General features: G+C 61.8%; 28 protein-coding genes. 12 read left to right on the forward strand and 16 right to left on the reverse strand.

Annotation, left to right across the window (positions count from 1 at the left end):
• Positions 1–33 precede the first annotated feature (33 nt).
• The 9 genes from Q7S58_RS15975 to tyrS all read left to right on the forward strand — a co-directional run bounded on the left by Q7S58_RS15975 (position 34) and on the right by tyrS (position 9260).
• The gene (locus tag Q7S58_RS15975) at positions 34–3039 is read left to right on the forward strand and encodes an AsmA-like C-terminal domain-containing protein (RefSeq protein ID WP_304827936.1); all 3006 of its coding nucleotides are present in this window, start codon (positions 34–36) and stop codon (positions 3037–3039) included.
• Positions 3036–3773, forward strand: a complete 738-nt coding sequence (locus Q7S58_RS15980; protein ID WP_304827939.1) for a TIGR04282 family arsenosugar biosynthesis glycosyltransferase — start codon at positions 3036–3038, stop codon at positions 3771–3773. Before Q7S58_RS15975 ends, Q7S58_RS15980 begins: the two co-directional genes overlap by 4 nt.
• A complete protein-coding gene (locus Q7S58_RS15985) occupies positions 3770–4018 on the forward strand; it encodes a glutaredoxin family protein (RefSeq protein WP_304827942.1) in 249 nt (82 codons plus the stop codon). The genes Q7S58_RS15980 and Q7S58_RS15985 overlap by 4 nt, the downstream gene beginning before the upstream one ends.
• Before the next feature lie 15 nt (positions 4019–4033).
• A complete protein-coding gene (cutA, locus tag Q7S58_RS15990) occupies positions 4034–4444 on the forward strand; it encodes a divalent-cation tolerance protein CutA (protein WP_304827945.1) in 411 nt (136 codons plus the stop codon).
• Positions 4441–5481: a Gfo/Idh/MocA family protein gene (locus Q7S58_RS15995; protein WP_304827948.1), complete on the forward strand. Its 1041-nt coding sequence runs from the start codon at positions 4441–4443 to the stop codon at positions 5479–5481. The genes cutA and Q7S58_RS15995 overlap by 4 nt, the downstream gene beginning before the upstream one ends.
• Positions 5478–6596, forward strand: coding sequence for a histidinol-phosphate transaminase (gene hisC / locus Q7S58_RS16000; RefSeq protein WP_304827951.1), 1119 nt, complete (start codon positions 5478–5480; stop codon positions 6594–6596). Before Q7S58_RS15995 ends, hisC begins: the two co-directional genes overlap by 4 nt.
• A gap of 15 nt (positions 6597–6611) precedes the next feature.
• On the forward strand, positions 6612–7262 hold the full coding sequence (pth, locus tag Q7S58_RS16005) for an aminoacyl-tRNA hydrolase (RefSeq protein WP_304827954.1): 651 nt from the start codon (positions 6612–6614) through the stop codon (positions 7260–7262).
• Between the two features lie 232 nt (positions 7263–7494).
• A complete protein-coding gene (locus Q7S58_RS16010) occupies positions 7495–7845 on the forward strand; it encodes a hypothetical protein (RefSeq protein WP_304827956.1) in 351 nt (116 codons plus the stop codon).
• 230 nt (positions 7846–8075) lie between these two features.
• The gene (gene tyrS / locus Q7S58_RS16015; RefSeq protein WP_304827959.1) at positions 8076–9260 is read left to right on the forward strand and encodes a tyrosine--tRNA ligase; all 1185 of its coding nucleotides are present in this window, start codon (positions 8076–8078) and stop codon (positions 9258–9260) included.
• Between the two features lie 22 nt (positions 9261–9282).
• Here the strand turns inward: tyrS and Q7S58_RS16020 are convergent, their stop codons facing one another.
• Positions 9283–9552 carry a hypothetical protein gene (locus Q7S58_RS16020; RefSeq protein WP_304827962.1) on the reverse strand — a complete coding sequence of 90 codons (270 nt, stop codon included), beginning with the start codon at positions 9550–9552 and terminating at the stop codon, positions 9283–9285.
• Between the two features lie 102 nt (positions 9553–9654).
• Here Q7S58_RS16020 and Q7S58_RS16025 point away from each other — a divergent pair, with 102 nt between their 5' ends.
• On the forward strand, positions 9655–10497 hold the full coding sequence (locus Q7S58_RS16025) for an enoyl-CoA hydratase/isomerase family protein (protein ID WP_304827965.1): 843 nt from the start codon (positions 9655–9657) through the stop codon (positions 10495–10497).
• A 9-nt stretch (positions 10498–10506) separates the two neighbouring features.
• Here the strand turns inward: Q7S58_RS16025 and Q7S58_RS16030 are convergent, their stop codons facing one another.
• Positions 10507–10941 carry a helix-turn-helix domain-containing protein gene (locus Q7S58_RS16030; protein ID WP_304827968.1) on the reverse strand — a complete coding sequence of 145 codons (435 nt, stop codon included), beginning with the start codon at positions 10939–10941 and terminating at the stop codon, positions 10507–10509.
• A gap of 310 nt (positions 10942–11251) precedes the next feature.
• Positions 11252–11716: a hypothetical protein gene (locus tag Q7S58_RS16035; protein WP_304827971.1), complete on the reverse strand. Its 465-nt coding sequence runs from the start codon at positions 11714–11716 to the stop codon at positions 11252–11254.
• Between the two features lie 132 nt (positions 11717–11848).
• Between Q7S58_RS16035 and Q7S58_RS16040 the strand changes: the two genes are divergently transcribed.
• On the forward strand, positions 11849–12190 hold the full coding sequence (locus Q7S58_RS16040; protein WP_304827974.1) for a gamma-glutamylcyclotransferase family protein: 342 nt from the start codon (positions 11849–11851) through the stop codon (positions 12188–12190).
• 124 nt (positions 12191–12314) lie between these two features.
• Here Q7S58_RS16040 and Q7S58_RS16045 read toward each other — a convergent pair whose 3' ends face one another.
• The 6 genes from Q7S58_RS16045 to nadA all read right to left on the reverse strand — a co-directional run bounded on the left by Q7S58_RS16045 (position 12315) and on the right by nadA (position 18125).
• Positions 12315–13736, reverse strand: coding sequence for a sigma-54 dependent transcriptional regulator (locus Q7S58_RS16045; RefSeq protein ID WP_304827977.1), 1422 nt, complete (start codon positions 13734–13736; stop codon positions 12315–12317).
• A complete protein-coding gene (locus tag Q7S58_RS16050; protein WP_304827979.1) occupies positions 13733–15202 on the reverse strand; it encodes a HAMP domain-containing sensor histidine kinase in 1470 nt (489 codons plus the stop codon). The genes Q7S58_RS16045 and Q7S58_RS16050 overlap by 4 nt, the downstream gene beginning before the upstream one ends.
• A 138-nt stretch (positions 15203–15340) precedes the next feature.
• The gene (locus tag Q7S58_RS16055; protein WP_304827981.1) at positions 15341–15961 is read right to left on the reverse strand and encodes a DedA family protein; all 621 of its coding nucleotides are present in this window, start codon (positions 15959–15961) and stop codon (positions 15341–15343) included.
• A gap of 2 nt (positions 15962–15963) precedes the next feature.
• Positions 15964–16380: a CYCXC family (seleno)protein gene (locus Q7S58_RS16060; protein WP_304827983.1), complete on the reverse strand. Its 417-nt coding sequence runs from the start codon at positions 16378–16380 to the stop codon at positions 15964–15966.
• Between the two features lie 21 nt (positions 16381–16401).
• Entirely contained in the window at positions 16402–17040 is a 639-nt protein-coding gene (locus tag Q7S58_RS16065; protein ID WP_304827986.1) for an NUDIX domain-containing protein, read from the reverse strand.
• A gap of 59 nt (positions 17041–17099) precedes the next feature.
• Positions 17100–18125: a quinolinate synthase NadA gene (gene nadA, locus Q7S58_RS16070; protein WP_304828118.1), complete on the reverse strand. Its 1026-nt coding sequence runs from the start codon at positions 18123–18125 to the stop codon at positions 17100–17102.
• 255 nt (positions 18126–18380) lie between these two features.
• Here nadA and Q7S58_RS16075 point away from each other — a divergent pair, with 255 nt between their 5' ends.
• Positions 18381–19529 carry an acyl-CoA dehydrogenase family protein gene (locus Q7S58_RS16075; RefSeq protein ID WP_304827989.1) on the forward strand — a complete coding sequence of 383 codons (1149 nt, stop codon included), beginning with the start codon at positions 18381–18383 and terminating at the stop codon, positions 19527–19529.
• A gap of 51 nt (positions 19530–19580) precedes the next feature.
• On the opposite strand, the gene Q7S58_RS16080 is transcribed toward Q7S58_RS16075, so the two are convergent.
• The 7 genes from Q7S58_RS16080 to Q7S58_RS16110 all read right to left on the reverse strand — a co-directional run bounded on the left by Q7S58_RS16080 (position 19581) and on the right by Q7S58_RS16110 (position 25838).
• Positions 19581–20312, reverse strand: coding sequence for an alpha/beta fold hydrolase (locus Q7S58_RS16080; protein WP_304827992.1), 732 nt, complete (start codon positions 20310–20312; stop codon positions 19581–19583).
• Positions 20313–20363: 51 nt separating this feature from the next.
• Positions 20364–21065, reverse strand: a complete 702-nt coding sequence (locus Q7S58_RS16085) for a TenA family transcriptional regulator (RefSeq protein WP_304827995.1) — start codon at positions 21063–21065, stop codon at positions 20364–20366.
• 25 nt (positions 21066–21090) lie between these two features.
• Complete coding sequence (locus Q7S58_RS16090; RefSeq protein WP_304827999.1) at positions 21091–22731, reverse strand: (2,3-dihydroxybenzoyl)adenylate synthase; 1641 nt, start codon at positions 22729–22731, stop codon at positions 21091–21093.
• A gap of 18 nt (positions 22732–22749) precedes the next feature.
• Positions 22750–23412 (reverse strand): TetR/AcrR family transcriptional regulator, encoded by a 663-nt coding sequence (locus Q7S58_RS16095; protein WP_304828002.1) that lies wholly within the window; start codon positions 23410–23412, stop codon positions 22750–22752.
• A 38-nt stretch (positions 23413–23450) separates the two neighbouring features.
• The gene (locus tag Q7S58_RS16100; protein WP_304828005.1) at positions 23451–24191 is read right to left on the reverse strand and encodes a Phenylacetic acid catabolic protein; all 741 of its coding nucleotides are present in this window, start codon (positions 24189–24191) and stop codon (positions 23451–23453) included.
• 82 nt (positions 24192–24273) lie between these two features.
• The gene (locus tag Q7S58_RS16105) at positions 24274–25032 is read right to left on the reverse strand and encodes an SDR family NAD(P)-dependent oxidoreductase (RefSeq protein ID WP_304828008.1); all 759 of its coding nucleotides are present in this window, start codon (positions 25030–25032) and stop codon (positions 24274–24276) included.
• A gap of 50 nt (positions 25033–25082) precedes the next feature.
• Positions 25083–25838, reverse strand: coding sequence for an SDR family NAD(P)-dependent oxidoreductase (locus Q7S58_RS16110; RefSeq protein ID WP_304828011.1), 756 nt, complete (start codon positions 25836–25838; stop codon positions 25083–25085).
• Between the last annotated feature and the right edge of the window lie 139 nt (positions 25839–25977).

A 25977-nucleotide genomic window follows, 5' to 3' on the forward strand; every position in this document is an offset into this window, starting at 1 on the left:
CGCATCCGGCGCGGGAATCGCGTCAGGGCAACCATGAGATTCGCCCGAATCGCCTCGATTCTCGCGCTGATTCTACTTCTACTGATCACCGGTTCGATCGTGCTGATTGCCTACAATCAGCCACGCGTGATCGCGTTCGTACTCGCCTCGATCAATCGCCGCACCGGGGTCAATATTGTTCCGCGCAGTTCGTCGATAACCTTCAGCAATCACCTGGTGGTGGTCCTCGATGAGCCGGAAATAACCGCGAAAGGCCGGCCCACGATCAAGCTCAAGACGCTGCGCGCGAGCGTCGGCTATCATTCGCTGCTCACCCAAACGGGCCTGCCGCTTTACGGCCTGCGAGCGCTGAATCCCGAAGTTATCCTGCCGGTAGAGTCGGCGGAAACCGCGGCGATACCGGTGCCGAAACCGGGCGCTGAGTCGGTCGCTGCGATTCGGGAAGCGCTGCAGACGCTCGGGCGGATCGCGTGGCGGGTCGAGGTGATCGAGGCGACCGTTCGTTACGCCGACGGCCATCCGCTAATCGAGCATCTGGGAGTGGTGGCATTTCACAAGCGCAGAAATCCGGGGCAATGGAGCCTCAGTTTCGATACGAGGATTAGCGGCGGCCCGGTTGCGGGTTCGAACGCGGCGGGAAAATTCACCATCGATGCGTTCCCGCAGACGCCGCCGGTGGCATTCGGGCGCGGTCAAATCTGGACCTGGAACGTGCCGCTCAAGCATCTCGAGGCCCAGGGAATCGAGCTGGTCGGCGGCCTGCAGGGTCATCTCAAGTTCTCGATCAAGGATGATGGTTCTCTGATCGGCGCGGTGCAGGCCGGCGGCGCCGACCTGACTCTGAAGGGCCAGGGATTGTCCACGCCGATCAAGCTTGGCGACTACACGCTGCAGACGGCGCTCAGCTTTTCCAACGGCCTGCTCGCCTTCAACCAGCTCATCCTGAAGCACGTGGATCGGCCGCTGGTCTCGGCGGAGACGGAAGTGGTCGAACCGTTCAGCCTGAATCCGGAGATCGGCGTCAAGGTCGGCGGCTTTCGCCTCGATGCGTCGGGGCTCAAGCAGAAGCTGCTCCTGGTGCGGCGTTTGCCGACCGAAGTTGAAGCGATGCTGAAGCGGCTCCGGCCGGGCGCCGTGAGCATCGGCGCGGTGACGCTCAGCGCATCGCTCGACAAGATCAAGACGACGCCCTTGAAGGCGCTGCGCGAGAACCTGGTCGTCAGCGCGCAGATCGAGAGCGCCGGCTTCACGCTGCCCGAAGATTTGAAGCTGCCGAGCGTCGAGCAGCTTGGCGCGCAGCTTCATTTCGAAAAGGGCGTGCTGACGATCGCGCAGGGCGGCGCGAAGCTTGGCAACTCGTCGATCCATGAAGTGACGGCGCGCGTTGATTTGGCGAACGGCGTCGAGGGGGCGAAATACGAAGCTGGGCTCGCGATCGACGCGGACCTCGGCGATCTGTCGCCGGCAATTTTCAACGCGATGCAGCAGTACAAACTCGACTGGCGCGAGCATATCCAGCGCGTCGGCGGCCGTATCGATATTGGCGCGACTGCGTCGGGCGCTCTCAGCGCGAACAACATGACGCCGCCGTCGGATTATCGCGTCGTCGTGACGCCCAAAGGCGCGCAAGTCGCGGTCAAGGGACCGCCGGGCCCGTTTCATCTGAGCCGCGGCATGGTCGCGATCACGCCGGATCGGATCAGATTCGAGGATCTGATGCTGGCGATCACCGGCGGAGATGCGGTGCTGAATGGCGCGGTCAGTTCGTTCAGGGAGGGCGTCGAGATGCACGATCTGACGCTCGACCTGCATCAGTTCCCGTCCGATCTATGGCTGTCGCTGCTGGTGGATCCAAGCGATCTTGCGTTGCATGGGCCGATCGGTGGCCGCGTGATCCTGAACACCGCGCGAAAGGATCCCAAGGTGATTCTGCCGGCGGGCAAGCTGACGCTCACCAAGGGCGACGTGCAGTTCAATTTTTTGCGCGCGCCGATCGAGGTGCAGGGCGCCACGGTCACGATGGATCGCAAGACGCTGGTGCTGTCGATGCCCGGATCGCTACTCGATAAGCAGCCGATCGATTTCACAATCACCGTGCCCGATTTCCGCAATCCTTCGCTTCAAATCGTCGCGGTCGTTCAGAAGCTCAATTTTGAAGTGATGAAGTTCATTCGGATGCCGTGGTCGCCGTCCACCACGCCGGTCAATTTCCCGCTGCCCTCGAGCGGGCATATCGAGGCGCGCTTCGGCAATCTCGCGGCGTTTGAGATGTCGGATATCAAGACCGACTTTTATCGCAAGCCGAGCGGGGACTGGAGCGTTTACAATTTCAGCGCGAACGCCTACTCGGGAACAATGAAGCTGGACCTGATCGGCCGCGCGCAGGACAACTGGGTCCATCTGAACGGCAGCATGACCGACGCCGATCCGGCGCCGCTGTTCATGCTCGGCGGCAAGATCGAACGCTCGCCGCTGCTCGGACGGATGTCGATCGGCGCCGATCTGTGGGCCAATACTGACACCGATTTCTACAACACGATGGCGGGCGACGTTTCGCTCACCGTGCGCGACGGCACGCTCGACAAGTTCACGCTGCTATCGCGCCTGCTGAGTTTTATCGACATCAAGAATTGGCTCACCGCGCAAATTCCCGATCCGCGCATCACCGGGGTGCCGTTCAAAACCCTGCTGGCGGATTTCAGGGGCAGCGGGGGCGTCTTTTCCACCGATAATTTCATCCTGCATGGACCGGTGATGGACATCACAGCGACCGGCAGCATCCGATTCTCGGACAGCACGCTGGATATGCAGGTCGGCATGTTTCCGTTCGACACGGTGGACTGGGTGCTGAACAAGATACCGCTGATTGGCGAGCGGGTCGGCTCGGGCACCGGCAAACTGGTGGCGGCGTACTTCCAGGTGCAAGGGCCAATCGGCGACCCGTCGATCACGCCGAAGCCGATCACGTCGGTGGCGGAGTTCGTGATGAAGGCGCTCGGGATGCCGATCAACATCATTCGTCCCCACACGATCAAGTGAGCGCGCGCCGACCGACGCTGATCGTATTTTGCCGCGAGCCGATTCCCAATCACGCCAAGACGCGCCTCATCGGCAAGATCAGCGCGAATGCGGCGGCGGCGCTGGCCGACGCATTCATCCACGATGCGCTCGCCAAGGCGATCGCGATCAAGCCGGGGCGATTGGTGATCGCGGGCAGCGCACCCGAAGCTGCTCTTCGCAGCAAATACTTCACGAATCTCGCCAAACGATTCGGCGTTGAATTGATCGATCAGGGCGGTGGATCGCTCGGAATGCGGATGGCGCGCGCGCTCGAGCGATACGCGCCGGATGGTGCGTTGCTGATCGGCGCCGACATGCCCTCGCTCCCCGCGAGATTGCTCAAGCGAAGCTTCGACTTGCTGCGCGCTAATCGCGTGGTGATTGCGCCCAGCATGGACGGCGGCTACTACGCGGTCGGCGTGCGCGGCGCGATTCCGCCGATCTTCGCGGGTATCCGATGGGGCAGCGGCGGCGTGCTCGCGGAGACGATCGCGCGGCTGGAGAATGCGCGCGTCGATTTTGCGCTGGGGCCCGCATGGTACGACATCGATCGCTGGAGCGACGTGATGCTGCTCGGCGCGCATCTTCGATTGATGCCGCGATCGAGCAGGTTGCCCTGTCCGCAGACCGTTTCGGTATTGAAGCGGCTTGGAGTACTGCGCGATGATCGCTACAGTACCTCGACGCGCGCCAAACGGATTTCCGATCGATGATCGAGCTGACTCTTTACACGCGGCGGGATTGCGAACTGTGCCACGAGATGGAGCGCGTCATCGCGGCCGAGATGCCGAAGTTCGCGGCGAGAATTTCGCGAATCGAAATTGACGGCGACGCCGAACTCGAGGCGCGCTATGGAATCGAAGTGCCGGTGCTGCTGGTGAACGATCGGAAAGCGTTCAAGTATCGATGCACCGCGAAGGAACTGCGCCAGCGCCTGCTGCGCGAAGTTCGCGGTTGAAGAGGCGCGCCGCCGATGCCGACTCGCACGCAGCGTCCGCTGAGAGCGATCCTGGTTACCGCCAGCGGCGAAGAGCAGGCGCGCTCGATCGCGCGCATCCTGGTCGGCGAACGGCTTGCGGCGTGCGTGAATATCGTCGGGCCGATTCGTTCGGTCTATCGATGGCGCGACGCAGTCGAGGACGAACCCGAGTACCTGCTGGTGATCAAGACGCGCGCGATGCTTTACGGCAAAGTGGAACGGCGCGTGCGCGAATTGCACACCTATGAGGTTCCCGAGGTGCTCGCGCTGAAGATCGAGCGCGGCTCGCCGCCGTACGTGAATTGGCTGCTCGAATCGACCGGGCCGGCCGTGCGGACCGCGGCAAAATCGCGCAAGCAAACGTCGAAACGAAGTTCCACGCGCGCCGCCGGCAAAACGAAATGATCAGAATTGCGATTTCAGGCGCGGGCGCGATCGCCGAGCGCGCGCATATCCCGGCGCTGAAATCGGTGCGCGGTGCGCAAATCGTCGCGCTCCAGAGCCGCACCATCGAAAAGGCCGAGCGCGTCGCGACTTCGCTATGGCCCAACGGCGGCGCGCGGCCAAACGTCTATGCGAATTACGATCAGATGCTCGCGCGCGAGAAGCCCGACGCGGTTTGCGTGTTCACGCCCAACCGGTTGCATCGCGAGTTCACGGTGAAGGCGTTCGAGGCCGGCGCGCACGTGTTGGTCGAGAAGCCGATGGCGGCGACGGTTGCCGACGCGCGCAAAATGATCGATGCGTCGGTCGCGGCCAAGCGGGTGCTGATGGTCGCGATGCAGCGGCGGTACGGCGGCCTCGAGCGGGCAATCAAGCAGGCGGTCGAGAATGGTGCGATCGGCGCGCCGAATTTTATTCGCGCGCGCTTGTCGCATGGCGGGCCGCAATTGTGGGCGCCGGGACAGACCTGGTTTACCACCGCGGCGGAAGCCGGCGGCGGCGCGATGCTGGATCTCGGCGTGCACGTTGCGGATCTGGCGATTTGGTTCATCGGCGAAGTGGAGTCGGTGTCGGGACAGGTCGGCACGCTCGCCAAGGCGATCGAGGTGGACGACACGGGCGTGATGATATTGCATTTCAGGTCGGGCGCGATCGGCGTGATCGAGGCGAGTTGGAGCAGCATGCCGCCGCTGTCGGCGATCGAGATTTATGGCGCCGGCGGCAGGATAATGGCCGGTTATCCGCGCATGGATATCGCAATTCAAAAGGCCGATGGCAGCGCGGCGCCGGGATATTCGCGCGACGAAGTGATGAAGCAATTCGACCCGGCCGACTTGCTCGCGCCGTTTCGCGAACTGGCGGCGAATTTCGTCGCGGCGATCGAGGGCAGGGCGACGCCGTTCCCGGACGGAACCGACGGACTGCGGGCAATTGAAACCGTGGAAGCGTGCTATCGGTCGGCGCGGAGCGGCCAGCGGATCAAGCTTCCGCTGGAATGACTCGCGGCGTCGAATCGCGCAAAGTTGAACGCTGGATGTTTCGCGAATCGATAAAAAAAATGGCGGCCTACGTGCCGGGCGAACAGCCGCGTCCGGGACAGCGCGTGATCAAGCTCAACACCAACGAGAACCCGTATCCGCCGTCGCCGCGCGTGCGCCGTGCGGTCGCGGCAGCGGTGTCCGGAACGGCGCTGCGTCTTTATCCAGCGCCGCGCGCGGATGAATTCGTCGCGAGTGCGGCGCGTCTCTACTCGATTCCGCAGAAGATGATCATCGCCGGCAACGGCTCCGACGAACTGCTCGCGATGATTTTTCGTGCGACGCTCGGCGCAGGCGACACGGTCGCGTACGCGGTGCCGACCTATTCGCTGTACGACACGCTCGCGCTGGTGCAGGAGGCGCGGATACTTCATTTTCCGCTCGGCGCCGATTTCGAACTGCCGCTCGAGGCGATCGCTCAAGCGCGCGCGAAGCTGACGATCGTGTGCAATCCCAATTCGCCGTCGGGCACGCTCACGCCGGCGCGGAAGATCGCGGCGCTCGCGAAGCAGCTTGACGATCGCTTGCTGGTGATCGACGAAGCCTATGTTGATTTCGCCGAGGAGAATGCGCTGCCGCTCCTGAAACGTCATCGGAACCTGGTGATTCTGCGCACGCTCTCGAAGTCGTACTCGCTGGCGGGGATGCGGCTCGGGCTCTGCTTCGCGCATCCGCGGGCGATCAACGCGTTGATGAAAGTGAAGGATTCGTACAATTTGAGCCGGGTGGCGTTGGCTGCGGGCGCCGAGGCGCTCAAGGATTCGGCGTGGATGCGCAAAAACGTCGAGAAGGTCAAGCGCACGCGATCGGTCACCGAGGCGGCGCTCCGCAAGCTCGGCTTCGTTGTGACGCCGTCGCAGGCGAATTTCGTGCTCGCGCGGATGCCCGGGAAAAACATGGCGCCGGTGACGAGAGGGCTCCGCCGCGCGGGCATCCTGGTTCGTCATTTCCCGACGCCGCTGCTCCGCGACGCGCTCAGAATTTCGATCGGCACGCCAGCCGAGATGAAGGCGCTGTTTGCGGCGCTGGAGCCGCTCATCAAGCAATCGACGGCGAAGCGGCGTTCGCCCGCATGAGGCGTGTCTAGTTCGATGGCCGCGCTGAAGCGCCTGTTCGGCGGTTTCCGCAAAGCTAAGGGCCGGGCGAAGGCTGAATCGGAAGCGGAAGCCGCGATCCAGTGGGTCATTGCCGGTCTCGGCAATCCCGGCGAACCGTATGCGCGCACGCGGCACAACGCCGGGTTCATGACGATCGATCGGATCGCGAAAGCGAATCGCGTCGAGCTGAATCGGCGGAGGTTCAAGGGACTGACCGCAGAGGTCATCCTGGCCGCGCAGCGAACGATGCTCGTCAAACCGCAGACCTTCTACAATCTGAGCGGAGAGTGCCTCGCCGATCTGCTCGGATACTTCAAAGTTCCGGCCGAGCGGTTGATCGTGGTGCACGACGAACTCGATATTGAGGCGGGACGTCTCAGGTTGAAGCGCGGCGGCAGCGACGCCGGCAATCGCGGCGTCAGATCGGTCGCGGAGGCGCTGGGCACGCCGGATTTCATCCGGATCCGGATCGGACTCGGACGTCCGCCGGGAGACGAGCAGAGCAAGGATTACCTGCTCAGGCCGCTGGCGGCGGCGGAACGGGAGGCCTTCGCGCCCAATCTGGATCGCGCGGCGGGTGCTGCGATGGAAATAATCGAAAGCGGACTGGAGCGTGCGATGAACCGCTATAACCAGCGGCTTTGACAGTTTGTGCCGCGCGGCACAACTGTGCTAACAAAATGATTATAAACCTAATCAATGTGTTGACATCGAGGCTGCGCTTGATAAGACACGATCTGACGAGGGAAGCCCGGCGCGAGCGGCGGATGGGATCTGGTTCTAGCTGAACGAGCGCAGACGCGAGTTGGGATGGGCCAGCAGTTGGGAGGCCGCTCGAATGCGCGGGCCCGGAAGTTTTACGAAAGGGGACCGCGCAATGGAAACCGAGAAATCGCGATTCAAGACTACAAGCACCGCGCTACGCTTTTTTTTTCGGGTGCGCGAACTGGTGCACGGCGGGTGCGCGCAGCGCCTGCGGCCTCGAGAACTGCCGTCGGTGGCGGGATTCGCGGCCCGCAGCGCGATCGACGATTATCACAGTATCGGCTGGTGCATGCGGGGGCTGGACGAATTGCAGTTATGGCTGCTGAGTGAACTCTACGGGCCGACCAGTTTTGGCGTGCGGCGGCGAACCTACGCCGAGGCCTCCGAGGCCGGCCGGATTGAGTTTCGGGAGTTCGGAATCGGACGGCGCCGGATGGCGCTGGTTCATCGGCTGGCGATCTAAAGCGTAAGCCAGCGGCTGCGCGAGTTGGGAATGATTCCATCGGAACGAACGACGAGTGAGCCGCGCATCCGGCGGCGGATGAGGATTCAGGAGCGGCGTCCGGCGCATCAGCCGGCGCAACTCAGCTCGTAGCGAAATCGGCGAATCGCGGCGCATTGCTATTCCGGTGCGCGGCCTAAATCCTGTACGCTGAAAAATGGCGCAGGCGAACAGGATCGGCGGAATAGCAGGTGGACGAAGCTCAAGCGAAAGAACATGCCGCGGCGCTCTCGGCGGGAGCGGTGGAAGTCATCTCGGCGGCTGAAATGGCGGCGAAAGTCGCGCTCGGCCGGCCGCTTAGAATCAAGCTCGGGATGGATCCGACCGCGCCGGACCTGCATCTTGGCCACAGCCTGACGCTCAAGAAATTGCGCGACTTCCAGGACGCCGGTCATACCGTGATTTTCCTGGTGGGCGATTTCACCGCGATGATCGGCGATCCGACCGGGCGATCCGAGACTCGCAAGCCGCTCACGCGCGAGCAGATCTCGCAGAACGCCGAGACCTATCGTTCGCAGGCATTTCGGATACTCGATCCGGACCGGACCGAGGTGCGCTTCAACAGCGAATGGATGAACGAACTCAGCATCCGGCAACTGATCGAGATCGAGGCGAAGGTTAGCGTCGCGCGATTGCTCGAGCGCGACGATTTCGAGAAGCGCCTTAAGAATGAAGAGCCGCTTTTTCTGCACGAGCTGCTGTATCCGGTGATACAGGGATACGATTCGGTCGCGCTCGAGGCGGACCTCGAAATCGGCGGCACCGATCAGAAGTTCAACATGCTCGTCGGCCGCGAGTTGCAGCGGCATTTCGGCCAGCCGCCGCAGATCGTCATGACGATGCCGCTGCTCGAGGGGCTCGACGGCGTGCGCAAGATGTCGAAGTCGCTGGGCAACTACGTCGGGCTGACCGACGAACCGGCGGACATGTACGGCAAGCTGATGTCGTTGCCGGACAAAATGACTGCAAAATATTTCCAGTTGCTGACGAGGTCCGGCGCGCAGGAAATCGCGGATATCAAATCCGGTGCAATCCATCCGATGGAAGCGAAGAAGCGCCTCGCGCGGATGATCGTCGGCGAGTACCACGGCGAGCAGGCGGCGGCGCGCGCGCAGCAATACTTCGAGAGCAAGCATCAGCGCCGCGAAATTCCCGACGGCGTGCAGGTGTATCGAATCGAGCGGGATTTATGGATTTGCGAGCTGATGAAGCAGCTCAACTTCACGCCGTCCACCAGCGAGGCGCGCCGGCTCGTGAGCCAGGGCGCGGTGCGCGTCGACGGGCAGACGATCAGCGACGCGAATTTTCGATTCGTGCCCGGCGAGCATAAGGTGATCGAGGTCGGGAAGCGGCGGGTGGCGCGAATCGAGCCCTGAGCGCCGCGGCGCGAGGGATCGTTCAGTCCTTCTTGTCTGCTTCGGCTTGCGCGACGGCGTCGCGCAGCTTCGTCATCGTGCGCGCGAGCGCCTTGGTGTAGCGTTGCTTGGTCCAGCTCTCCTTGGTGCGCATCTTGAGCCAGCCGAGCTTGACGGCGTCGGGCTTGTTGCCCATCTCGCCGGTCGAGACTTCGATGATGGCGCGCTCTTCGACGCTCAAGCTGTCGAGCAACTCGCGTTTCAGGCCTTGCAGAAATCCTGACTTGAGGTCGATATCGATCTTGACAGTCATCGCGCCATCAAGGGTAAGCGTAGTCGATTGACCGCGGCGCCTCAACGGCTTGACTTTCGAAATCGGTGGTAGATAGTCGCGAACTGGAGAGAGGGAAACATCATGCAGCATTTCAAAGTCGAACAGCACGACAATGTCCAGGTCTGGACGATGCACAATCCGCCGATGAACTACATGACGGGGCCGATGTCGCGGGAACTGCTCGAACTGATCGGCAAGGCGGAGGACGACGCAAATACCCGCGCGATCATCCTGACCGGCGGTATCGACGGCAAGTTCATCACCCACTACAGCGTGGACGAGCTGGCGGCGATGGCGGCCGATCCGGCGGCGTGCGCGCAGAGCTTTCCGCAGTTGTCCGAGGGATTTCATCGGATGCTCGATCGAATCATGCTGATGCCGAAGGCGGTGATTGCCGCGATCAACGGCGACTGCATGGGCGGCGGATACGAGCTGGCGCTGGCGTGCGATTTTCGCCTCGCGGCGGACGGGCCGTATCAGATCGGATTGCCGGAGTCGGTGCTCGGGATATTGCCCGGCGGCGGCGGAACGCAGCGGCTGCCGCGGTTGATCGGGCGGGGACGGGCGCTCGAGGTGATGCTGTTCGGCAATGTCTATCATCCGCGCGACGCTCTCGCGATGGGGATGGTGAATCGAATGCTGCCGCCGGAGACGCTGATGCCGTTTGCGATGGGTTGGGCGCGGACGCTGGCCAAACGGCCGCCGCGCTCGATTGCGGCAATCAAGCGGGCGGTCTATCTGGGCGCCGATCGCGATCTCGAATCCGGACTTTACATCGAGCGGATGGAGATGACGCAGGTGATGTGCTCGGAGGACGCGCGCATTATGATGAACGCGTACAACGATGCGGTTGCGCGCGATCCGATGATCGCGCGCAGCGACTTCCTGAACGGCCATGGAGTACCGGCCGCGAAGGGCCGGTAATCACCAAGCCTATTCCTCTTCGACCGCCTGGCGGATCGCGTTGAGGATAAAAATGAACTGGCTCGGCGCGGTGACGCGGCCGAGCAGGTTCACCTTTTGCAGCACCTTCAATTCCTGATCGGTCACTTTGTGACGAGCGAGGATACCGCGATTGTCGGTGAACTTGCGCCAGGCGTTTTCGGGCCGTTTGGACGGGGACGCGTCGCGCCGCAGCCCCACCAGATCTTCAGCTTCGGGATGAGTAAGGAGAAATAGCCGCTGCTTGTCGAGATCGAGGGTGTCGGCGAGCCGCGACAGCAGCGACAGCGACGGACGGCGCCGTCCGTTTTCGAGATAGGCCACGTGGCTGGCTTTCACGCCAAGTTTGCGAGCGAGTTCGCGCTGGGTGAGGGCAAAAGCTTCTCGCCGCTGTTTCAGCACCGGTCCCAAGGTCTCTTTTTTCATAAATCCTACTCTGCCAAGTACACGTGGTTAGATTGATGGATCATCCAGACGGATGCCGAGCGACTCGCGCCCGCGATGTTAGAAAGATCGTTACGCCAACGAAGACAATTAAAGATAACTAATAGTGTACGGGTTCCGGGCCTATCAGCGCAAGTGCACTATATCACATGCTTCAACGAGCGTTTGCGTGCACATTGTGACTGTGTTAGTTGCACATTCAGTTAACAAGCGCGAATCGCGTGCCTTGCCGGTATGGGGGGGTGGAGTCCAAAAAAGAGGGGCTTCCGCCCCCTGCGCTTTTTTTCAGCACTCAACTTGCCGACGGAGGCGGCAGATGCGGCTTCTGGCAACTCCCGCCACCAACGCAATTCGCACCAGCGCCGAGATAGATGAAGCCCGCCTTGATCGGGAAGAACAGGTAATTGAGCGGCGTGTTGATCGGATCGAAGGACTCCGGCGCTCTTCTCGCCGCGATTTGCTCCTCTTCGAGCTTTTGCTTGGAATCGGTCTCGACGGTTTGAACGCTGGCGAGGCGGCCGTCGGAGCCGAAAACCGCGGCTTTGCCCGAGTCGAGCCAGACGTAACGCAACACGCTCGCGCCGCTGTGATTCGGATCGGGGATGTTGTCCTTCAGATCGGGCTGGCCCATCGCCTGCACGGTCTGATCGGGCGTCATCCCCGTGGCCAGATTTGCGCTGGTCGTCGTGGCGCATGAAGCGGCCATCAACGCGAGCATCATGACGGCCAGGCCTGCGAGAAAATTGCGCGGCATCATAGTGGTGTTCTCCCGTACGTGATCGGAGCTAACACAGGATACCGCCGGCGGCAACCCGCGAGGTTTTTTGCCGGTTGGATACGCCGGACGAGGGCGTGAAAGCCTCGGTCGGCGTGGCATAATGTGATCGCGATGACGGAGAACGAGCTCAATGATCGCCTGTTCGTGTACGGCGCATTGCTCGACGCGGCTGAACGCGCGCGGTTGCTCGGGCGGCCGATCGAAGCGACGCCGGCTCGGCTACTCGGCTACGCCCGGGGGCAAAAGCGGTACTACTTTGTTGCGCGCGTGGCGGGCGCGGCGACTGACGGCGCGATCCTGGAAGGACTGGTTGCGCAGGATTTCGAGATGCTCGATGAATACGAAGACGTGCCGCAGTTGTACACGCGCGAGATGATCGAAGTGATCGCGGCGGACGGCAAGGCGATCGCGTGCTGGATTTATCTGGCCACCGAATGGGCCTGCGCCGAATGAGCGATGCTTCACGCCGAAAACATTGAGTCCCCGACATTCGTCGAACGATCAGCCAGTTTCACCCGGATGCACGATCCCTCGCAGGATAAGGTGATGCACAGAGCGGACGAGATGGCTGAAAAAATTACTTCGCTTCGGACGATGACGGGGGCCGGCTCTGCTCGCCGCGCTTCAAGTTGAACTTATCGATTCGGTACTGCAGCGTGCGATAGCTCAGGCCGAGCATCTTGGCGGCCTTGGCGATCACCCAGTCAGTTTTTTCCATCGCCTGCAGGATCAAATCGCGCTCGAAACTTTCGAAGTTGAGTCCGTCGGGCGGAATCTCGAACTTGTCGCCGCGCTGGCGATCGCCGCTGCGCCCGGGCGTCTTGCGCGACAGCACTTCCTGCGGGAAATCGCGCGGCATGATGGTGTCGCCTTCGCAGAGCAGGATCGCGCGCTCGATCGCGGACTCGAGCTGGCGGACGTTGCCGGGCCATGTGTAGTCGAGCAGGACTTCCATCGCTTCGCGGCTCAAGTCCTTGACGCGGCCTTCGGCCAGATGGCCGAACTTGGCGAGCGCATGATTGGCGAGCAGCGGGATATCGCCGCGGCGATCGCGCAGCGGAGGCAGCGTGACGGTGACGACATTGACGCGATAGTAGAGGTCCTCGCGGAAACGGCCTTCGCCGACTTCTTCGGCGAGGTTGCGGTTGCTGGCCGCGACCAGGCGCACGTCGATGCGAAACGACTCGTTGCCGCCGACGCGGCGCAATTCTTTTTCCTGCAGCACGCGCAGAATCTTGGCCTGCATCCCCTGCGGCAAGTCGGCGATCTCGTCGAGGAAGAGGGTCGATTTGTCGGCGCTCTCGAACAGCCCGATCTTGCGCTCGTTGGCGCCGGTGAAGGCGCCGCGTTCGTGGCCGAACAATTCATTTTCGATCAGATTGTCGGGAATCGCGGAGCAGTTGATCGCGACGAACTGGCGCGCGGCGCGCGGCGACAAGCGATGAATCGCCTTGGCGACGACTTCCTTGCCGGTGCCGCTCTCGCCCTGGATCAGGACCGTCGAGTTGGACGGCGCGACGCGGCGCACGAGGCGAATGACTTCCAGAATCGCCGGATCCTGCCCGACAATTCCTTCGATTTCGAATTTGCCCTCGAGCCGCCGCTTGAGCAGCAGGTTTTCCTGCTGAAGGTTCGAAAGCTCGGCCGCCTTCGCCACGGTCATCACGAGCGTCTCGCGATCGGTCGGCTTGGTGAGGTAGTAGAACGCGCCGGTTTTCATCGCCTGCACGGCGCTGTCGATGGTTCCATGCGCGGTCAACACGACAACCTGGCTGCCGGGATATGAACTGCGGACTTTCGCGAGGAGTTCTTCGCCCGACATCCCGGGCATCATGAGGTCGGTCAGCACGACGTCGAATTGCGAGAGCGCCAGCAACTCCATCGCGCGCTTGCCGACGGCGGCTTCCTCGACGGCGAAGCCTTCCTCGCGCAGCGTGTCGGCGGTGATTTGGCGTTCGAGGTCGTTGTCCTCGACGACGAGTACGGAGGCCTGAGTCATTGGTTGTGCACCGTGATCGCGGGGAAGCTGAAGGTCACCTTGGTACCGACGCCGTCGGGATTGTTGGTCAGATCGATAGTGCCGCCGTGGCGTTCGACGATCGCTTTCGAGAGAAAAAGGCCGAGGCCGATTCCTTCGCGCTTGGTGGTGAAGAACGGTTCGAACACGTGATCGACGGCACCCGGCTCGATGCCTGCGCCGGTGTCGGAGAATGTTATCACCAGGCGGCCGTCGCCGCTCGCGAACGCGATGCACATCGTGCCCCCGTCGGGCATCGCCTGAATCGCGTTGGCCACCACGTTGATGAAGCAGGTGCGGAGTTTCTCCGCGTCCACGTTGAGGACGGCGGCGACGTCGCGGCCTTCCTCGATCAGCTCGATGCCCTGGCTCTTCATCTTCGAGTCGGACAGGGCGACCACGCCGTCGATGAGCTGACGCACGTCGATCGGCGAGGGATGAATCTCGATCGGGCGGCCATAGTGCAGAAAGCTCTGCACCAGTTCGGAGAGGCGGCGCAGTTCATCCTTCATGATGACGAGCTGGCGCAGAAAGGCTTCGCGATCCTTGGGCGGCTGCGGCGCATATCGCGCGCGCAATTGATCGAGGGCAAGGCTGATGAAGTTCAGTGGATTCTTGATTTCATGCGCGAGGCCGCCGGCGAGTTGGCCGAGCGCGGTGAAGCGCTCGAGGCGGTTGAGTTCCTGCTCGCGTTCGCGCGCGCGGCGCAGTTGCCCGACCATGTCGTTGAAGCTGCGCGTGAGCAGCCCGATTTCATCGCGGCGATGCGCCTCCGGCACCGGCTCGAGACCGCGCGCGGCGAAATTCTGCGCGGCGTCAGCGACCGCGTGAATCGGCTTCACGTAGCGATCGGCCAGGATGTAGGCAAAGACTAATCCGATCGTAAAAATCGCGAGCCCGATCATCAATTGGCGCGATCGATTCTCGCGGAGCGGCTGCGCGAAATCGCCAAAATTCGCCACCACCTGCACGTAGCCGAGCAGATGGTCCTCGACCTCGACCGGAATCAAATACACGGTCGTCTGCGGAGAGAGCGGACCGAGCTTGCTTGGCGGAATCGTGACCAGTTCGTCGGGATGCTTCAATTGCTCAGGCGACAGCCATTCGGCTTGCTTGGGATGCAGCGCCGCGCCGATCAGATGCGGGTTCGAGCTATTGAGGATCAGCGCCTGGCTCGACGCGATCGATACTTCGAGCCCGCGCGTGTGCAGGCTGCTGACGTAGTCGCGCAGCCGATCGCGGTCGATGTTGCCGACGGCGGTGAGTTCCTGGACGCTGATCTGAATCGCGCGCGCGAGGTCTTTGACCTTCTCCTGCGTGGTCGCGACGATTGCCTCCTGCGTGCCGAGGCTGACCCATAGCTCGGCGCCCAGCGTGAGGCCGAGCAGCGCGACCATCAGGACGATCAGCTTGGCTTTCAGATTGAGCGCGGGAAAGTATGATTCCATTCGAGTGTCACCGAGCAGCGAGGCTGCCGACCGCCGAATGTGCGAAGGCGTGTTCAGTGCGCCGAGCGCCCGTTCGGGGCGGCTGATTTACTCGATTCGCTAGCTCGATTTGCTGGCTCGACTTGCTAACTCGATTTGCTAACTCGATTTGCTCTCCTGGGACTTCGCGGGCTTCGCCGAGATTAGCATCCTGCTTGCGTAGATCGCGACGCATAGGACAATCACAACTACGATCAGGCGCTCGAAGCCGCCCAGGTACTTGACCACCATCTCGAGCTGCGCGCCGAACACATAGCCGAGCGTTACGACGATCGGAACCGAAATCAACGCGCCGATCAGGTCATAGATCAGAAACACCGTTGGACGAACGCCGAAAGATCCCGCCGACAGGTAGATCAATGCGCGCAGACCCGCCAGAAATCGCGCATAGAGAATAGCACGATGGCCGTGGCGCTGCATGAAGGCCTGGATGCGCTCGATCTGGATCTTGCGGCCGGGGCGCTCGAGGCCGAAGTAGCGCACCAATCCGGTGCCGAAATGACGGCCCAAAAAGAACAGCGAATTGTCGCCGGCGACGACGCCAAAAAAGGAGACTAGAATCGTGAGCGGATATCGCGTCGTGCCGCGATGGACCAAATAGCCACCCGCGAGCAACGCGATATCCTCAGGAATCGGCAGACCCAATCCGCACAGCAGCAAGATCACGAACAATCCGGCGTAGGTGAAGTGCTCGATGTAGGCGGAGACCAGTCCGACCAAGCTCAGCCCCCAGCGTAGCGCGCGCGCAAGGTGTCGCGGATTTGGTCGACTGGCACGCCGCGCGCGGCCATCGCGTCGGCATCGTGGGCCTCGCCGACGCAGATCGCGCACTTGCTGCCGTGATCATCGCGGAAGCAATCGAGGAGGTTCTTGTGTCCTTCCTGGTGATCGCACCCGCAGTAACAATGCATCTGGGCGAGCAGCGCGGGGTCGCGCTCGGCGACCTCGTAGGCTTGCCTCACATCGCCCTGGAAGCGCTTGGGGTCGAGCGTGACGCGTAACTGCTGTCCCGCGTTGTTCAAGGCATCGCCGGCACCTGTCGTCGATTGACGATTGTGCAGCGAGCTATATCCGGCATACGCGATCGCGATGACTCCGACGACGCCTGCGCACAGCGCGATGATTTTCTTCTTGTTCATCAACTGCTCCCAGCGTCGAAATTATAGCATCTCGATGAATCTAAGGCTTTGCTGCTCGAAACTGTAGAGCGCGGCCGGCCGATGGGGTCCGCGGCGCGTATGCGGCAACTGTTTGAGGATGCCCATCGCGAGAATTCGGCGCCGGAAATTGCGGCGATCGAGTGGCCGGCCGAGCAACAGCGAATAGAGTTCCTCGAACTCGGCGAAGGTGAATTCACGCGGCAGCAACGCATACGCGATATTGCTGTACTCGAGCTTCGACTTGAGCCGCTTGACCGCGTACGCCGCCATCAGGGAGTGATCGTACGCGAGTTGCGGCAAATCGCCGACTTCGTACCAGCGCCCGGTTTCATACTTGTCGCATGGCGCGCCGACCTGCTGCGAGGAGGGAATCAGCGCCATGTACGCGACCGACACGACGTGCCCGCGCGGATCGCGCGACGGATCGCCAAAGGTGAATAGCTGCTCGAGGTAGGCGCTGTTAAGGCCGGTCGATTCGTGCAGCTCGCGGCGCGCGGCGCTATCGAGTAGTTCGCCGACGCGGACCAATCCGCCGGGAAACGCCCAGCGGCCGCGGCCGGGACCGCGCCGCAGTTCGACCAGGAAGGTTTGCAGGCGGCCATCCTTGATCGCGAACAGCACCGTATCGACGGCGACCATCGGGCGCGCGAGTTTTTCACCGATTACGCCGCCGACGCCGTCGCGAGGTTGCAGCTCGATCAGACGCTCAGCTCGAGCATCTTCTCCAGTGCGCGCTTTGCGCCCTCGCGAACTTCCTCGCTGAGTTCGATTTCGTAGCGCAGGTGCCTCAGCGAATCGAGCGTGCCCCCGAGCGTGATCATCTTCATGAAGCGGCATAGTTTGCAGGCCTTGTAGAAATGCTTGTCGGGAATTTCCATCAGGAGGCGATCGGAAAGCCCGCATTCGGTGACCACCAGGAATTTGTCGGCGCTGCTCGACTGCGCGTAGCGTACCATCGCGCTGGTCGAAAGCACCGCGTCGGCAAGCTCGAGCACGTCCTTGCGGCATTCAGGATGAGCCAGCACCTTGATTCCCGGAATCGCGCGTTTGACCTTGTTTACCTCTTCGGGCGTGATCTGATGATGAACGTAACAGTTACCATCCCATGAAATAATTCGCTTGCTGGTCTGGCCCTGGACGTAATTCGCGAGGTTCTGATCGGGCACGAACAGGATGTTGCGCGAATCGATTCGCTCAACGATCTTGGCCGCGTTGGCCGACGTGCAGCACGCGTCGGAAAGGGCCTTCACGTCGGCGGTGCAGTTGACGTACGAGACAACTTTGAGATCGGGATAAATCCTGAGGAGTTCATCCTTGCGCTCGGCGAGCGCGTCGGCGGTGACGCTGTCGGCCAGCGAGCATCCGGCGCGCAAATCGGGCAGCAGCACTTTGCGATCGGGGTTGAAGACCTTGGCGGTCTCGGCCATGAAGTGCACGCCGCAAAACACGATCACGTCGGCGTCGCGAACGTCGCGAGCATTGCGCGCCAGTTCGAGCGAATCGCCGATGAAATCCGCGACCTCGAAAATTTCAGGCCGTTGATAGTTATGAGCCAGCATCACGGCGCGGCGCTCGGCCTTGAGATGCTTGATCTCGGCGATCATATCGGCGTAATGCTCGCAAGCTTTCAGGCTGTAGGTGTCGTTGCCCAGCGCCGCAAGTTTTTCGTAGAGCGCGGCGCCGGTGATCGCGATTTGCGACGCTGAGTTCGGTGCGGTTTCCATTTCGTTCACGGTCGTCACCTCTTCGAATCAATCTGTGCACTGCGAAGCCAGTGAAATGAAACTTTGCGTCAATTTGACACTTACTCTAAAGCGGAACGAAGCATCATGCAAGGGTCCGGTCGAACGCTCGGCTGGATCATCCTCATAGAGCGAATTTGCGCCGCGGATTGCCGGGCGCGCTGGCAATCGAGTTCGATGCTCTGATAAATGGCGCTGAGAAAAGAAGTTGGACGCAAAATCAAGGAAATTTGAGTGATGGATGAAGTATCCGATCGTGATGTGGTCGCGGCGGTTCGGCGATTTGTCGAGCGCGACGTAATTCCCGCCGCGTCCGAACTCGAGCATAACGACGAGTATCCGCATCGGATGGTCGCCACGATGCGCGAGTTGGGTCTCTTCGGCGCGACGATTCCCGCCGAGTACGGCGGACTCGGGCTCAGCTTTCAGAGTTACGCGCAAGTGATGGAAGAATTGTCGCGCGGATGGATGAGCCTGGCCGGCGTGATCAACAGCCATCTGATCATGGCGCATGTGATCGCGAATCACGGCACCGAGGAGCAGCGCAAATATTTCCTGCCCGCGATGGCGAGCGGCGAAAAGCGCGGCGGCCTCGCGCTCACCGAACCGCACGCCGGCAGCGACGTGCAATCGATCCGCACCACGGCGAAGCGCAGCGGCGACGACTACGTAGTGAACGGCAGTAAAATGTTCATCACCAACGCGCGTCACGGCACGATGCTCGCGGTCGCGGCGAAGACCAATCCCGAGGCTCTGCCGGCCTACGCGGGAATCAGCATGTTCGCGGTCGAAAAAAGCGAGCGCGGCCCGACCGTCAGCCGCAATCTGAAAAAGCTCGGCTACAAGGGAATCGACACCTGCGAAGTAATCTTCGATGAAGTTCCGGTGCCGGCCACGGCCCTGATCGGCGGCGTCGAAGGGCAGGGCTTCAAGCAGGTGATGAGCGCGCTGGAAGTCGGGCGCATCAACGTGGCGTCGCGCGCGGTCGGCGTCGCGCAGGCGGCGTTCGAGACGGCGATTCGGTACTCGCAGCAGCGGAGCGCGTTCGGCAAACCGATCTGCCAGCATCAGGCGGTGCAGTTGATGCTGGCGGACATGGGCACTCGAATCGAGGCGGCGCGGCTGTTGGTGGCGAACGCCGCGCGCAAGAAGGATGCGGGCGAGCGATGCGACGTCGAGGCGGGGATGGCGAAGCTGTTCGCGTCGGAGGCGTGCGCCAAAATTTCGCTCGACGCGATGCGCGTGCTCGGCGGCTACGGATTCATGGCGGAGTTCCCGGTCGAGCGATTTTATCGCGACGCGCCGCTGATGATGATCGGCGAGGGCACCAACGAAATTCAGGCGCTGGTGATCGCGCGCGGATTGCTGAGCCGGTATCCGGCGTAGAGGAACGATCGCGCGCGCGTCGTCGCCGACGCGATCATTCCACAGTGCTTGCTATCTGCCGATCGCGAGATCGTGCAGCGCCTGCGCGCATTCCGCGGGATGCGTGAACATCACTTCGTGCCCGCTCTTCAGGAACTTCAACGTCGGATTTTTGAGCCGGCTCGAAAAGTGCGGATGCCAATTCGGCGCGCCCGCCACCGGCGTTTGATCGTCTTCGCAAACCAGGTAGCTGCTCGGGATGCCGGTGTCGAAGTATGGTTTCATTGGCACCGGCGAGATCATCGGCGCGACCGGCTGCGGACATACCGCGGTCATCAGGTAATCGATCATCGCGGGCGCCATGTCGCTGGTGAGGCCTTTGAGAAACGCCTCGCCCATCGCTTCGAGCGGAATCGATCGGTCGGGGCGCGCGTTTGCGATTGCCGCGAGCGGTGAGTCGGCCGGATCGGCAAGCGGTTGTCCATCGAGCGCAACCAGCGCGGTGACCCATACGACGCGCTTGATGCGGTTCGGAATCTTTGCCGCGACGCCGGGAATCGTGAGGCCGCCGAGGCTGTGTCCGGCGAGCACGACGTTGTTCAGGTCGTGGCGCTCGATGAATTCAGCGACGCTCCTCACGCAGCCATCGAGCGTCACGGTGGCGCGATCGACCTGGCTCATCCCGTGGCCGGGCAAATCGACTGCATACGCGCGATCGCCGAGTTGCTGTAGCTGATTGATCACCGCAGCCCAGCACCATGCGCCGTGCCACGCGCCATGAACGAGTACGAAAGTCTCTGCCATTTCAAATCTCCATCCTGGCTTCGTCGCCGCGAGCGATCGTTCAGTTCGTCCTTATGCCGCAGGCGGATCGATATCCGACCACAGCCGCCGCATGAATTCGATGTGCGTCTCGACCGCCCACAGCGTTTCCGCCGCGGCGCTCTCGGGAATCGCACGAAAGATCGATCCCGCGCTCGAGTCGCCGTGCTCCTTATCGACCTGGACGTGGACGCTGAAGAACAGCAGCGCCTCGTCGGACATCTGGTAGTGACGCCGCAAGCCGTCGATCACCCGCACGTACGCGTCGGGGTTGAAAAGCTCGGAGCCGAGGCTGATGCCCGCCAGCGTCACGAACCACGGCTTCGATTCGGCGAGCCAGTACATCCAGTGCACCATCGCGGTGGCGTCGGCGCTCATCGTGGCGCCGAGCAGTTGGTTGCGCGGGATGCCGAGCGCCTCGCCGAATTCGAGGTAGAGCTCGGGATGCGACCTGCCGACGCCGGAGACGCGGCCCAACTCCTCTTCGATCAGATTTTCGACGATCGCCTTGCGCGCGGGGAAATTGTCGCACCTCGCGTAGATGAGGCCGAGGATATTGGCGTTGTGCGCCTTGTTGCCGATGAATAGCTGTGTCGCCCAATGGCGCAACTGCGCGTTGGTCAATTCGCCGCGCTCGATCTTTTCAATCGTCGGATGCGAGCGAAGGGTGCGATTGTTGCGCTCGAGCTTTTCAATCAGCGCCTTCAGTTGCCGCGTGCCTTTTTCAACATCCATGACCGTGCTCCTTCGCTGCGTATCTTCACGCGGCCGAACGCTCGCGCGCCAACTTGCGCTCGATATCTGCGCGCAGTTCGGTCTTCTTGATTTTGCCGACGTTGGTCAGCGGTATCGCGCTCGTAATTTCGATTCGCTCCGGCCATTTGAAACGCGCGACGCCGCGAGCCGCCAGAAATTCGCGCATCGCCGCGAGATCGAATCCGCTTCCGTCGTGGAGCATCACGTAGGCGCAAGCGCGCTCGCCGAGGACGGGATCGGGCATCGCGACCACGGCCGCGAGCTCGACCGCCGGATGCGCCAGCAGATGCGCCTCGATCTCCTCGGCGCTGATTTTCTCACCGCCGCGATTGATCAGATCCTTGATGCGTCCCTCGACAACTAAATTGCCCGACGGATGCAACCGCACGAGATCGCCGGTGCGATAAAATCCGTCGTCAGTGAACGCCTCGCGATTGCGCTCGGCCGCGCGGTAGTAGCCGCGAATCGTGTAAGGACCCCGGCACCAGAGTTCGCCGACGTCGCCTGCGGCCGCATCGCTGCCGTCGGGATTAACAATCCTTATTTCGTCGCCCGACGAGAGTGGCCGGCCCTGCATCGTGCACGCGATTTCGTCGGAATCGTCGAGCCCGGTATAGCACACCAATCCTTCCGCCATGCCAAGAACTTGCTGAACGGCGAGATGCGGGAAAGCGCGCCTTAGACTTCGGGCCGTTGGCTCCTGGAGCCGTTGTCCGCCGACCGTAATCACGCGCAACGACGCCAGATCGGAACGCGACAAGTGCGGCAGGTCGAGTAAGGAAATCGCAAGTGTGGGCACGCACGGAAGATGCGTGATGCGTTCGCGGCGAATCGTTTCCGCGAGCTCGGCGGCGTTGGTCGATTGACTGAAAACGGCGGTCGCGCCAATCAGCAGCGCGCCCAGTAAGCCGGGAGCGGCGAGCGGAAAGTTGTGTTCGGCAGGCAACGCGATCAGCAGCCGCGATTCCGCATTCAGATCGCAAACGCGCGCCGCCTCGCGCGCATTGTACAGGTAGTCTGCATGAGTGCGCGGAATCAGCTTGGGCAATCCAGTGGTGCCGCCCGAGAGCAGGAACAGCGCGACGTCGAATGGATCGACAGATAGCTCAGCCTTTGAAGTTGCCGCGTTTGGCGCCGAGGTTCCGCGGAGATGAACGCATCCATCGGCAGGCACGGTCGAAAAGATCGATCGAACGTTCGGCAGCGCGGCCTTGAGATCGAGAGCGAGCGACGCGTAATCGAAGTCGCGATAGCGCGGCGCAATCGCGATCGCTTTTGCTTCCGAGAAAGACAGCAAGTATTCAAGTTCACCGCGCCTGAACGCGGGCAGCGCCATCACCGGAATCGTGCCAATCGCGAGGCAGGCCAGCGTCAGTGATGCGAACTCGGCGCAATTCGGAAGCTGGATCACAATCCGATCGCCGCGCATGATGCCCGAATCCGACAGCAGTCGCGCGATCTGCTGCGTCTCTTCGAATAACTGCGCGTAGGTGAGGGCGCGCGAGGAATCCGTTACTGCAATTGAATCCGGCCACTGCCGCGCCGCCCCGAAGATCGCTTCGGCAATCGTTTCCCGGCGCCAGAATCCAGCGCGGATGTAGCGCTCAGAATAGTCAGGCGGAAATGGCGTGCATCCTTCGAGCATCGATCTCCCGGAGCAACGCTAGCGGGTCGCGATCGAACCCGCGACGATACGGAAACACTCGTCCATGATTCGGCTCCGCTGATCATAATCCCGCGCCGGATCGTACCAGGTGTAAAACCAGTTCATCGCGCCAAATAGTAATGAAGTGAGTATTCGCGCTTGCTCGCGATCGAGCGCTTTGCCGCGCGAGACAGCATAGCTTTCGAGTAATCGGCGGCAGATGCGTGAGTATTCGCGTTTGAGCCGCGCAATCTCAGTCGAGTAGCGGCCGGTGAGCGAGTCGGCCTCGCGCACCAGCACTTTCATCTCGGCCAGATTGCTCATGTGATACTCCAGATGACTGCGAATGAAGATACGGAGGCGCTCCTCTGGATCCTCGCTCTCGGACAATTGATGCTCCGCCGATGCGACCAATTGCTCGAATGCGCGCCGCGAAATCAGGTAGAGCAGTTCCTCTTTGTTGCGCAGATAGTAATAGATGCGGGGAAAAGAGATTCGGGCGCGCGCCGCGATATCGCGAATCGAGGCGAGGCCGAAGCTCTTTTCCGCGAAGACTGCCGCCGCAGAGCGCAGGATGTGGTCGATGTTCGCGTCGTAGCGATCTTCCGGCGCGAGCGCGCGCGGAGTCGGTTTGATTCGGGCAACTCGCTTGGCTGCCGGTACGGGGCTGGCTTTTCTCAACTGTTTACCTTCAGATGTGAGGACAAACGTATAGTCAATTAGCTATAGCGGCGTCCCGCAGTTGGATCGGGAATAGGTATATCGAGTCTAGTCAACAGAGTATTCACTTCTTCGGTGAATTCGTCGCGCATCTGCTCGTTGCTGCGGCGTCTGAGGCCCCATTTGACGTACTCGTACTGGCGCTTGGATCCCGACTGGCCGAACATATCGAGTCCGGCCGGATACCACTTGGCGAGATGCTTGATCAAAAGCTCGCGGCCGCGTTCGCCTTCGCGCTGCAGGTAGCGCCGAACCAGGCGATAGCCGAAAGCGGCATGGCCGAGTTCTTCCTTGTGCACGCGATCGGCGATCTTTGCGAGCGGTTCGTAGCTGCATCCGACCCATTCATGGCCCATGTAAGCGCCCTGGCGATCGGCGAAGAAACTGAAGAGCCCGTATTCGATCCAATCGACGGCCTGGTCGCGCATTTCGAATACGTAAATCGGCATCGGCGACGCCATGAACTGGTCGTCCACGGTCACGCCGAGGTCGCTCAGCAGTTTCATCCAGTAGCTGGCGTGGCGCACCTCGTCGGACCAGAACGCGGCGTACTCGGCCTTGTCTTCCGGCGTCGGCGCGAGCGCGAGCGGCTTCATCAACGTACGTTCCGGTGCGAGCATGTATTCGGATTCGATGCGCGATTGGATCGAGAGCATCCGCACCAGCAGCTTCTTGTACTCGTCGGGCAGTCCGTCCGGACTGGGAAAGCGGATGTCGCTGGCTACTTGTGCGTCGCTCATTTTGAATTCTGCCTCTGCTCGGCGCGGGCGCCGGTTCCAAGAAAATTGCTGTTCTGAACGATAGTTCAGATTCTCGCGGCGATCAACCAACCATCGTCAGTCCGCCACTCACGCTGAGCACCTGCCCGGTGACGAAGTCGGAATCCGAGGAGGCAAAGAACGCGACCGCGCCCGCCAGATCCTGCGGCTGTCCGAGGCGGCGAAACGGTATCCCGCGCGCCATCGACTCGAGCACTTTCTCGCGACCGGCCATCGCGCCCCTGAGCAGCGCGGTTTCGGTCGGGCCCGGGCATACGACGTTGACATTGATTCGGTAGCGGGCGAGTTCGCGCGCCAGCGTTTTGGAAAAACCGATGACGGCGGCTTTGCATCCGGCGTAAACGGCTTCGCCAGTCGAGCCGACGCGCGCGGCATCGGACGAGATCGATACGATTTTGCCGCTCCCGCGCGATTGCATTCGCGGCGCGATCGCGCGGCAGCAATTGAGCGGGCCGAGGTAGTTGATCGCGATTACCTTGTTCCATAGGTCGGGCATGGTTTCGAGAAACGGCTTCACGACGTCCCATCCGGCATTGTTGACGAGCACGTCGATCGGCCCGAGTTCGTTCTCGACGCGATCGGCGGCGGCGACTGCGTCGTCGAATTCGGTGACGTCGAGGCGAACCGCGATGGCAGTTCCTCCGGTCGCGCGAATCTCGGCCGCCGAACGTTCGGCGGCTTCGAATTGAATGTCGGCGAGCGCAACCTTGGCGCCTTCACTTGCGAGGCGCTGCGCAATTGCTAGTCCGATACCCTGCGCCGCGCCGGTAACGATTGCGACTTTGTCATTCAATCTGTTCATGTCTTTCTCAACTTACGGAACTGCTCAACTTCCGGAACCGATCGTCAAACTTAACTCGCGACCCAGCCGCCGTCGATGATGAATGGCGCGCCGGTCGCGAATGGCGCTTCGTCGCTCGCGAGAAAGAGCGCGGTGTGCGCGATCTCATCGGCGTTGCCGACGCGCCCGAACACGCTCGCGCGCTGTATGAAGTTTGGCCGCATGCCGGCGGGACCGCTGATCCGCTCGACCATCGCGGTCTGGATTACGCCGGGGCAAATGCAATTGACCCGGATGTTGTAGCGACCGTACTCGATTGCCGCGACGCGAGTCAGCGCGATCACGCCGGCTTTTGCCGCGCAGTAAGCGGCAGCGCCCTTCAGTCCGACGAGTCCTGCGACGCTGGCGGTGTTGATGATCGCGCCGCCGCCGCGATCGATCATTTTAGGCAGTGCGTACTTCATCCCGAGCCACACGCCGCGCAGATTGATCGCAATCACGCGGTCGAATGCCTCCTCGCTGAGTTGCGCGGTGAAACCCGACTCGCCCTCGATGCCCGCGTTGTTGTAGAGCACGTCGATTCCGCCGAATGTGCGCACGGTTTCATCGATCATCGAGCGCGCGCTTTCCGAATCGGACACGTCGGCGCGCAGCGAGATTGCGGCGCCGCCGGCCGCTTTGATCATTTGCGCGGTCTCAGCCGCGGACGCCTCGTTGACGTCGATTGCGGCGATCTTCGCTCCCTCGCGCGCGAACAATACCGATGCTGCGCGTCCCATCCCGGAACCCGCGCCAGTGATTAGTGCAACTTTGTTTTCGAGTCTCATGGTATCTCCGAAGCGGCAAATTGAATTGAAATCTGTCGGCGCGAAGATAGCGCAATTCGAGCGTGGGCCGTTAGTGCGTTTTACAAATCCGCGTTTGCTTGCTACGCCCAAGCAAAGAACCTGCGCGCGACATCGGGCA

The sequence above is a fragment of the Candidatus Binatus sp. genome (assembly GCF_030646925.1).
Taxonomy (GTDB): domain Bacteria; phylum Desulfobacterota; class Binatia; order Binatales; family Binataceae; genus Binatus.

What these genes read in the sequence shown, in the direction of transcription:
- Q7S58_RS15975 (WP_304827936.1), top strand. Translation starts at nt 34, where the DNA reads ATGAGATTCGCCCGAATCGCCTCGATTCTCGCGCTGATTCTACTTCTA.
- Q7S58_RS15985 (WP_304827942.1), top strand. Translation starts at nt 3,770, where the DNA reads ATGATCGAGCTGACTCTTTACACGCGGCGGGATTGCGAACTGTGCCAC.
- cutA (WP_304827945.1), top strand. Translation starts at nt 4,034, where the DNA reads ATGCCGACTCGCACGCAGCGTCCGCTGAGAGCGATCCTGGTTACCGCC.
- Q7S58_RS15995 (WP_304827948.1), top strand. Translation starts at nt 4,441, where the DNA reads ATGATCAGAATTGCGATTTCAGGCGCGGGCGCGATCGCCGAGCGCGCG.
- hisC (WP_304827951.1), top strand. Translation starts at nt 5,478, where the DNA reads ATGACTCGCGGCGTCGAATCGCGCAAAGTTGAACGCTGGATGTTTCGC.
- pth (WP_304827954.1), top strand. Translation starts at nt 6,612, where the DNA reads ATGGCCGCGCTGAAGCGCCTGTTCGGCGGTTTCCGCAAAGCTAAGGGC.
- Q7S58_RS16010 (WP_304827956.1), top strand. Translation starts at nt 7,495, where the DNA reads ATGGAAACCGAGAAATCGCGATTCAAGACTACAAGCACCGCGCTACGC.
- Q7S58_RS16020 (WP_304827962.1), bottom strand. Translation starts at nt 9,552, where the DNA reads ATGACTGTCAAGATCGATATCGACCTCAAGTCAGGATTTCTGCAAGGC.
- Q7S58_RS16025 (WP_304827965.1), top strand. Translation starts at nt 9,655, where the DNA reads ATGCAGCATTTCAAAGTCGAACAGCACGACAATGTCCAGGTCTGGACG.
- Q7S58_RS16030 (WP_304827968.1), bottom strand. Translation starts at nt 10,941, where the DNA reads ATGAAAAAAGAGACCTTGGGACCGGTGCTGAAACAGCGGCGAGAAGCT.
- Q7S58_RS16035 (WP_304827971.1), bottom strand. Translation starts at nt 11,716, where the DNA reads ATGATGCCGCGCAATTTTCTCGCAGGCCTGGCCGTCATGATGCTCGCG.
- Q7S58_RS16040 (WP_304827974.1), top strand. Translation starts at nt 11,849, where the DNA reads ATGACGGAGAACGAGCTCAATGATCGCCTGTTCGTGTACGGCGCATTG.
- Q7S58_RS16045 (WP_304827977.1), bottom strand. Translation starts at nt 13,736, where the DNA reads ATGACTCAGGCCTCCGTACTCGTCGTCGAGGACAACGACCTCGAACGC.
- Q7S58_RS16050 (WP_304827979.1), bottom strand. Translation starts at nt 15,202, where the DNA reads ATGGAATCATACTTTCCCGCGCTCAATCTGAAAGCCAAGCTGATCGTC.
- Q7S58_RS16060 (WP_304827983.1), bottom strand. Translation starts at nt 16,380, where the DNA reads ATGAACAAGAAGAAAATCATCGCGCTGTGCGCAGGCGTCGTCGGAGTC.
- Q7S58_RS16065 (WP_304827986.1), bottom strand. Translation starts at nt 17,040, where the DNA reads ATGGTCGCCGTCGATACGGTGCTGTTCGCGATCAAGGATGGCCGCCTG.
- nadA (WP_304828118.1), bottom strand. Translation starts at nt 18,125, where the DNA reads ATGGAAACCGCACCGAACTCAGCGTCGCAAATCGCGATCACCGGCGCC.
- Q7S58_RS16075 (WP_304827989.1), top strand. Translation starts at nt 18,381, where the DNA reads ATGGATGAAGTATCCGATCGTGATGTGGTCGCGGCGGTTCGGCGATTT.
- Q7S58_RS16080 (WP_304827992.1), bottom strand. Translation starts at nt 20,312, where the DNA reads ATGGCAGAGACTTTCGTACTCGTTCATGGCGCGTGGCACGGCGCATGG.
- Q7S58_RS16085 (WP_304827995.1), bottom strand. Translation starts at nt 21,065, where the DNA reads ATGGATGTTGAAAAAGGCACGCGGCAACTGAAGGCGCTGATTGAAAAG.
- Q7S58_RS16090 (WP_304827999.1), bottom strand. Translation starts at nt 22,731, where the DNA reads ATGCTCGAAGGATGCACGCCATTTCCGCCTGACTATTCTGAGCGCTAC.
- Q7S58_RS16100 (WP_304828005.1), bottom strand. Translation starts at nt 24,191, where the DNA reads ATGAGCGACGCACAAGTAGCCAGCGACATCCGCTTTCCCAGTCCGGAC.
- Q7S58_RS16105 (WP_304828008.1), bottom strand. Translation starts at nt 25,032, where the DNA reads ATGAACAGATTGAATGACAAAGTCGCAATCGTTACCGGCGCGGCGCAG.
- Q7S58_RS16110 (WP_304828011.1), bottom strand. Translation starts at nt 25,838, where the DNA reads ATGAGACTCGAAAACAAAGTTGCACTAATCACTGGCGCGGGTTCCGGG.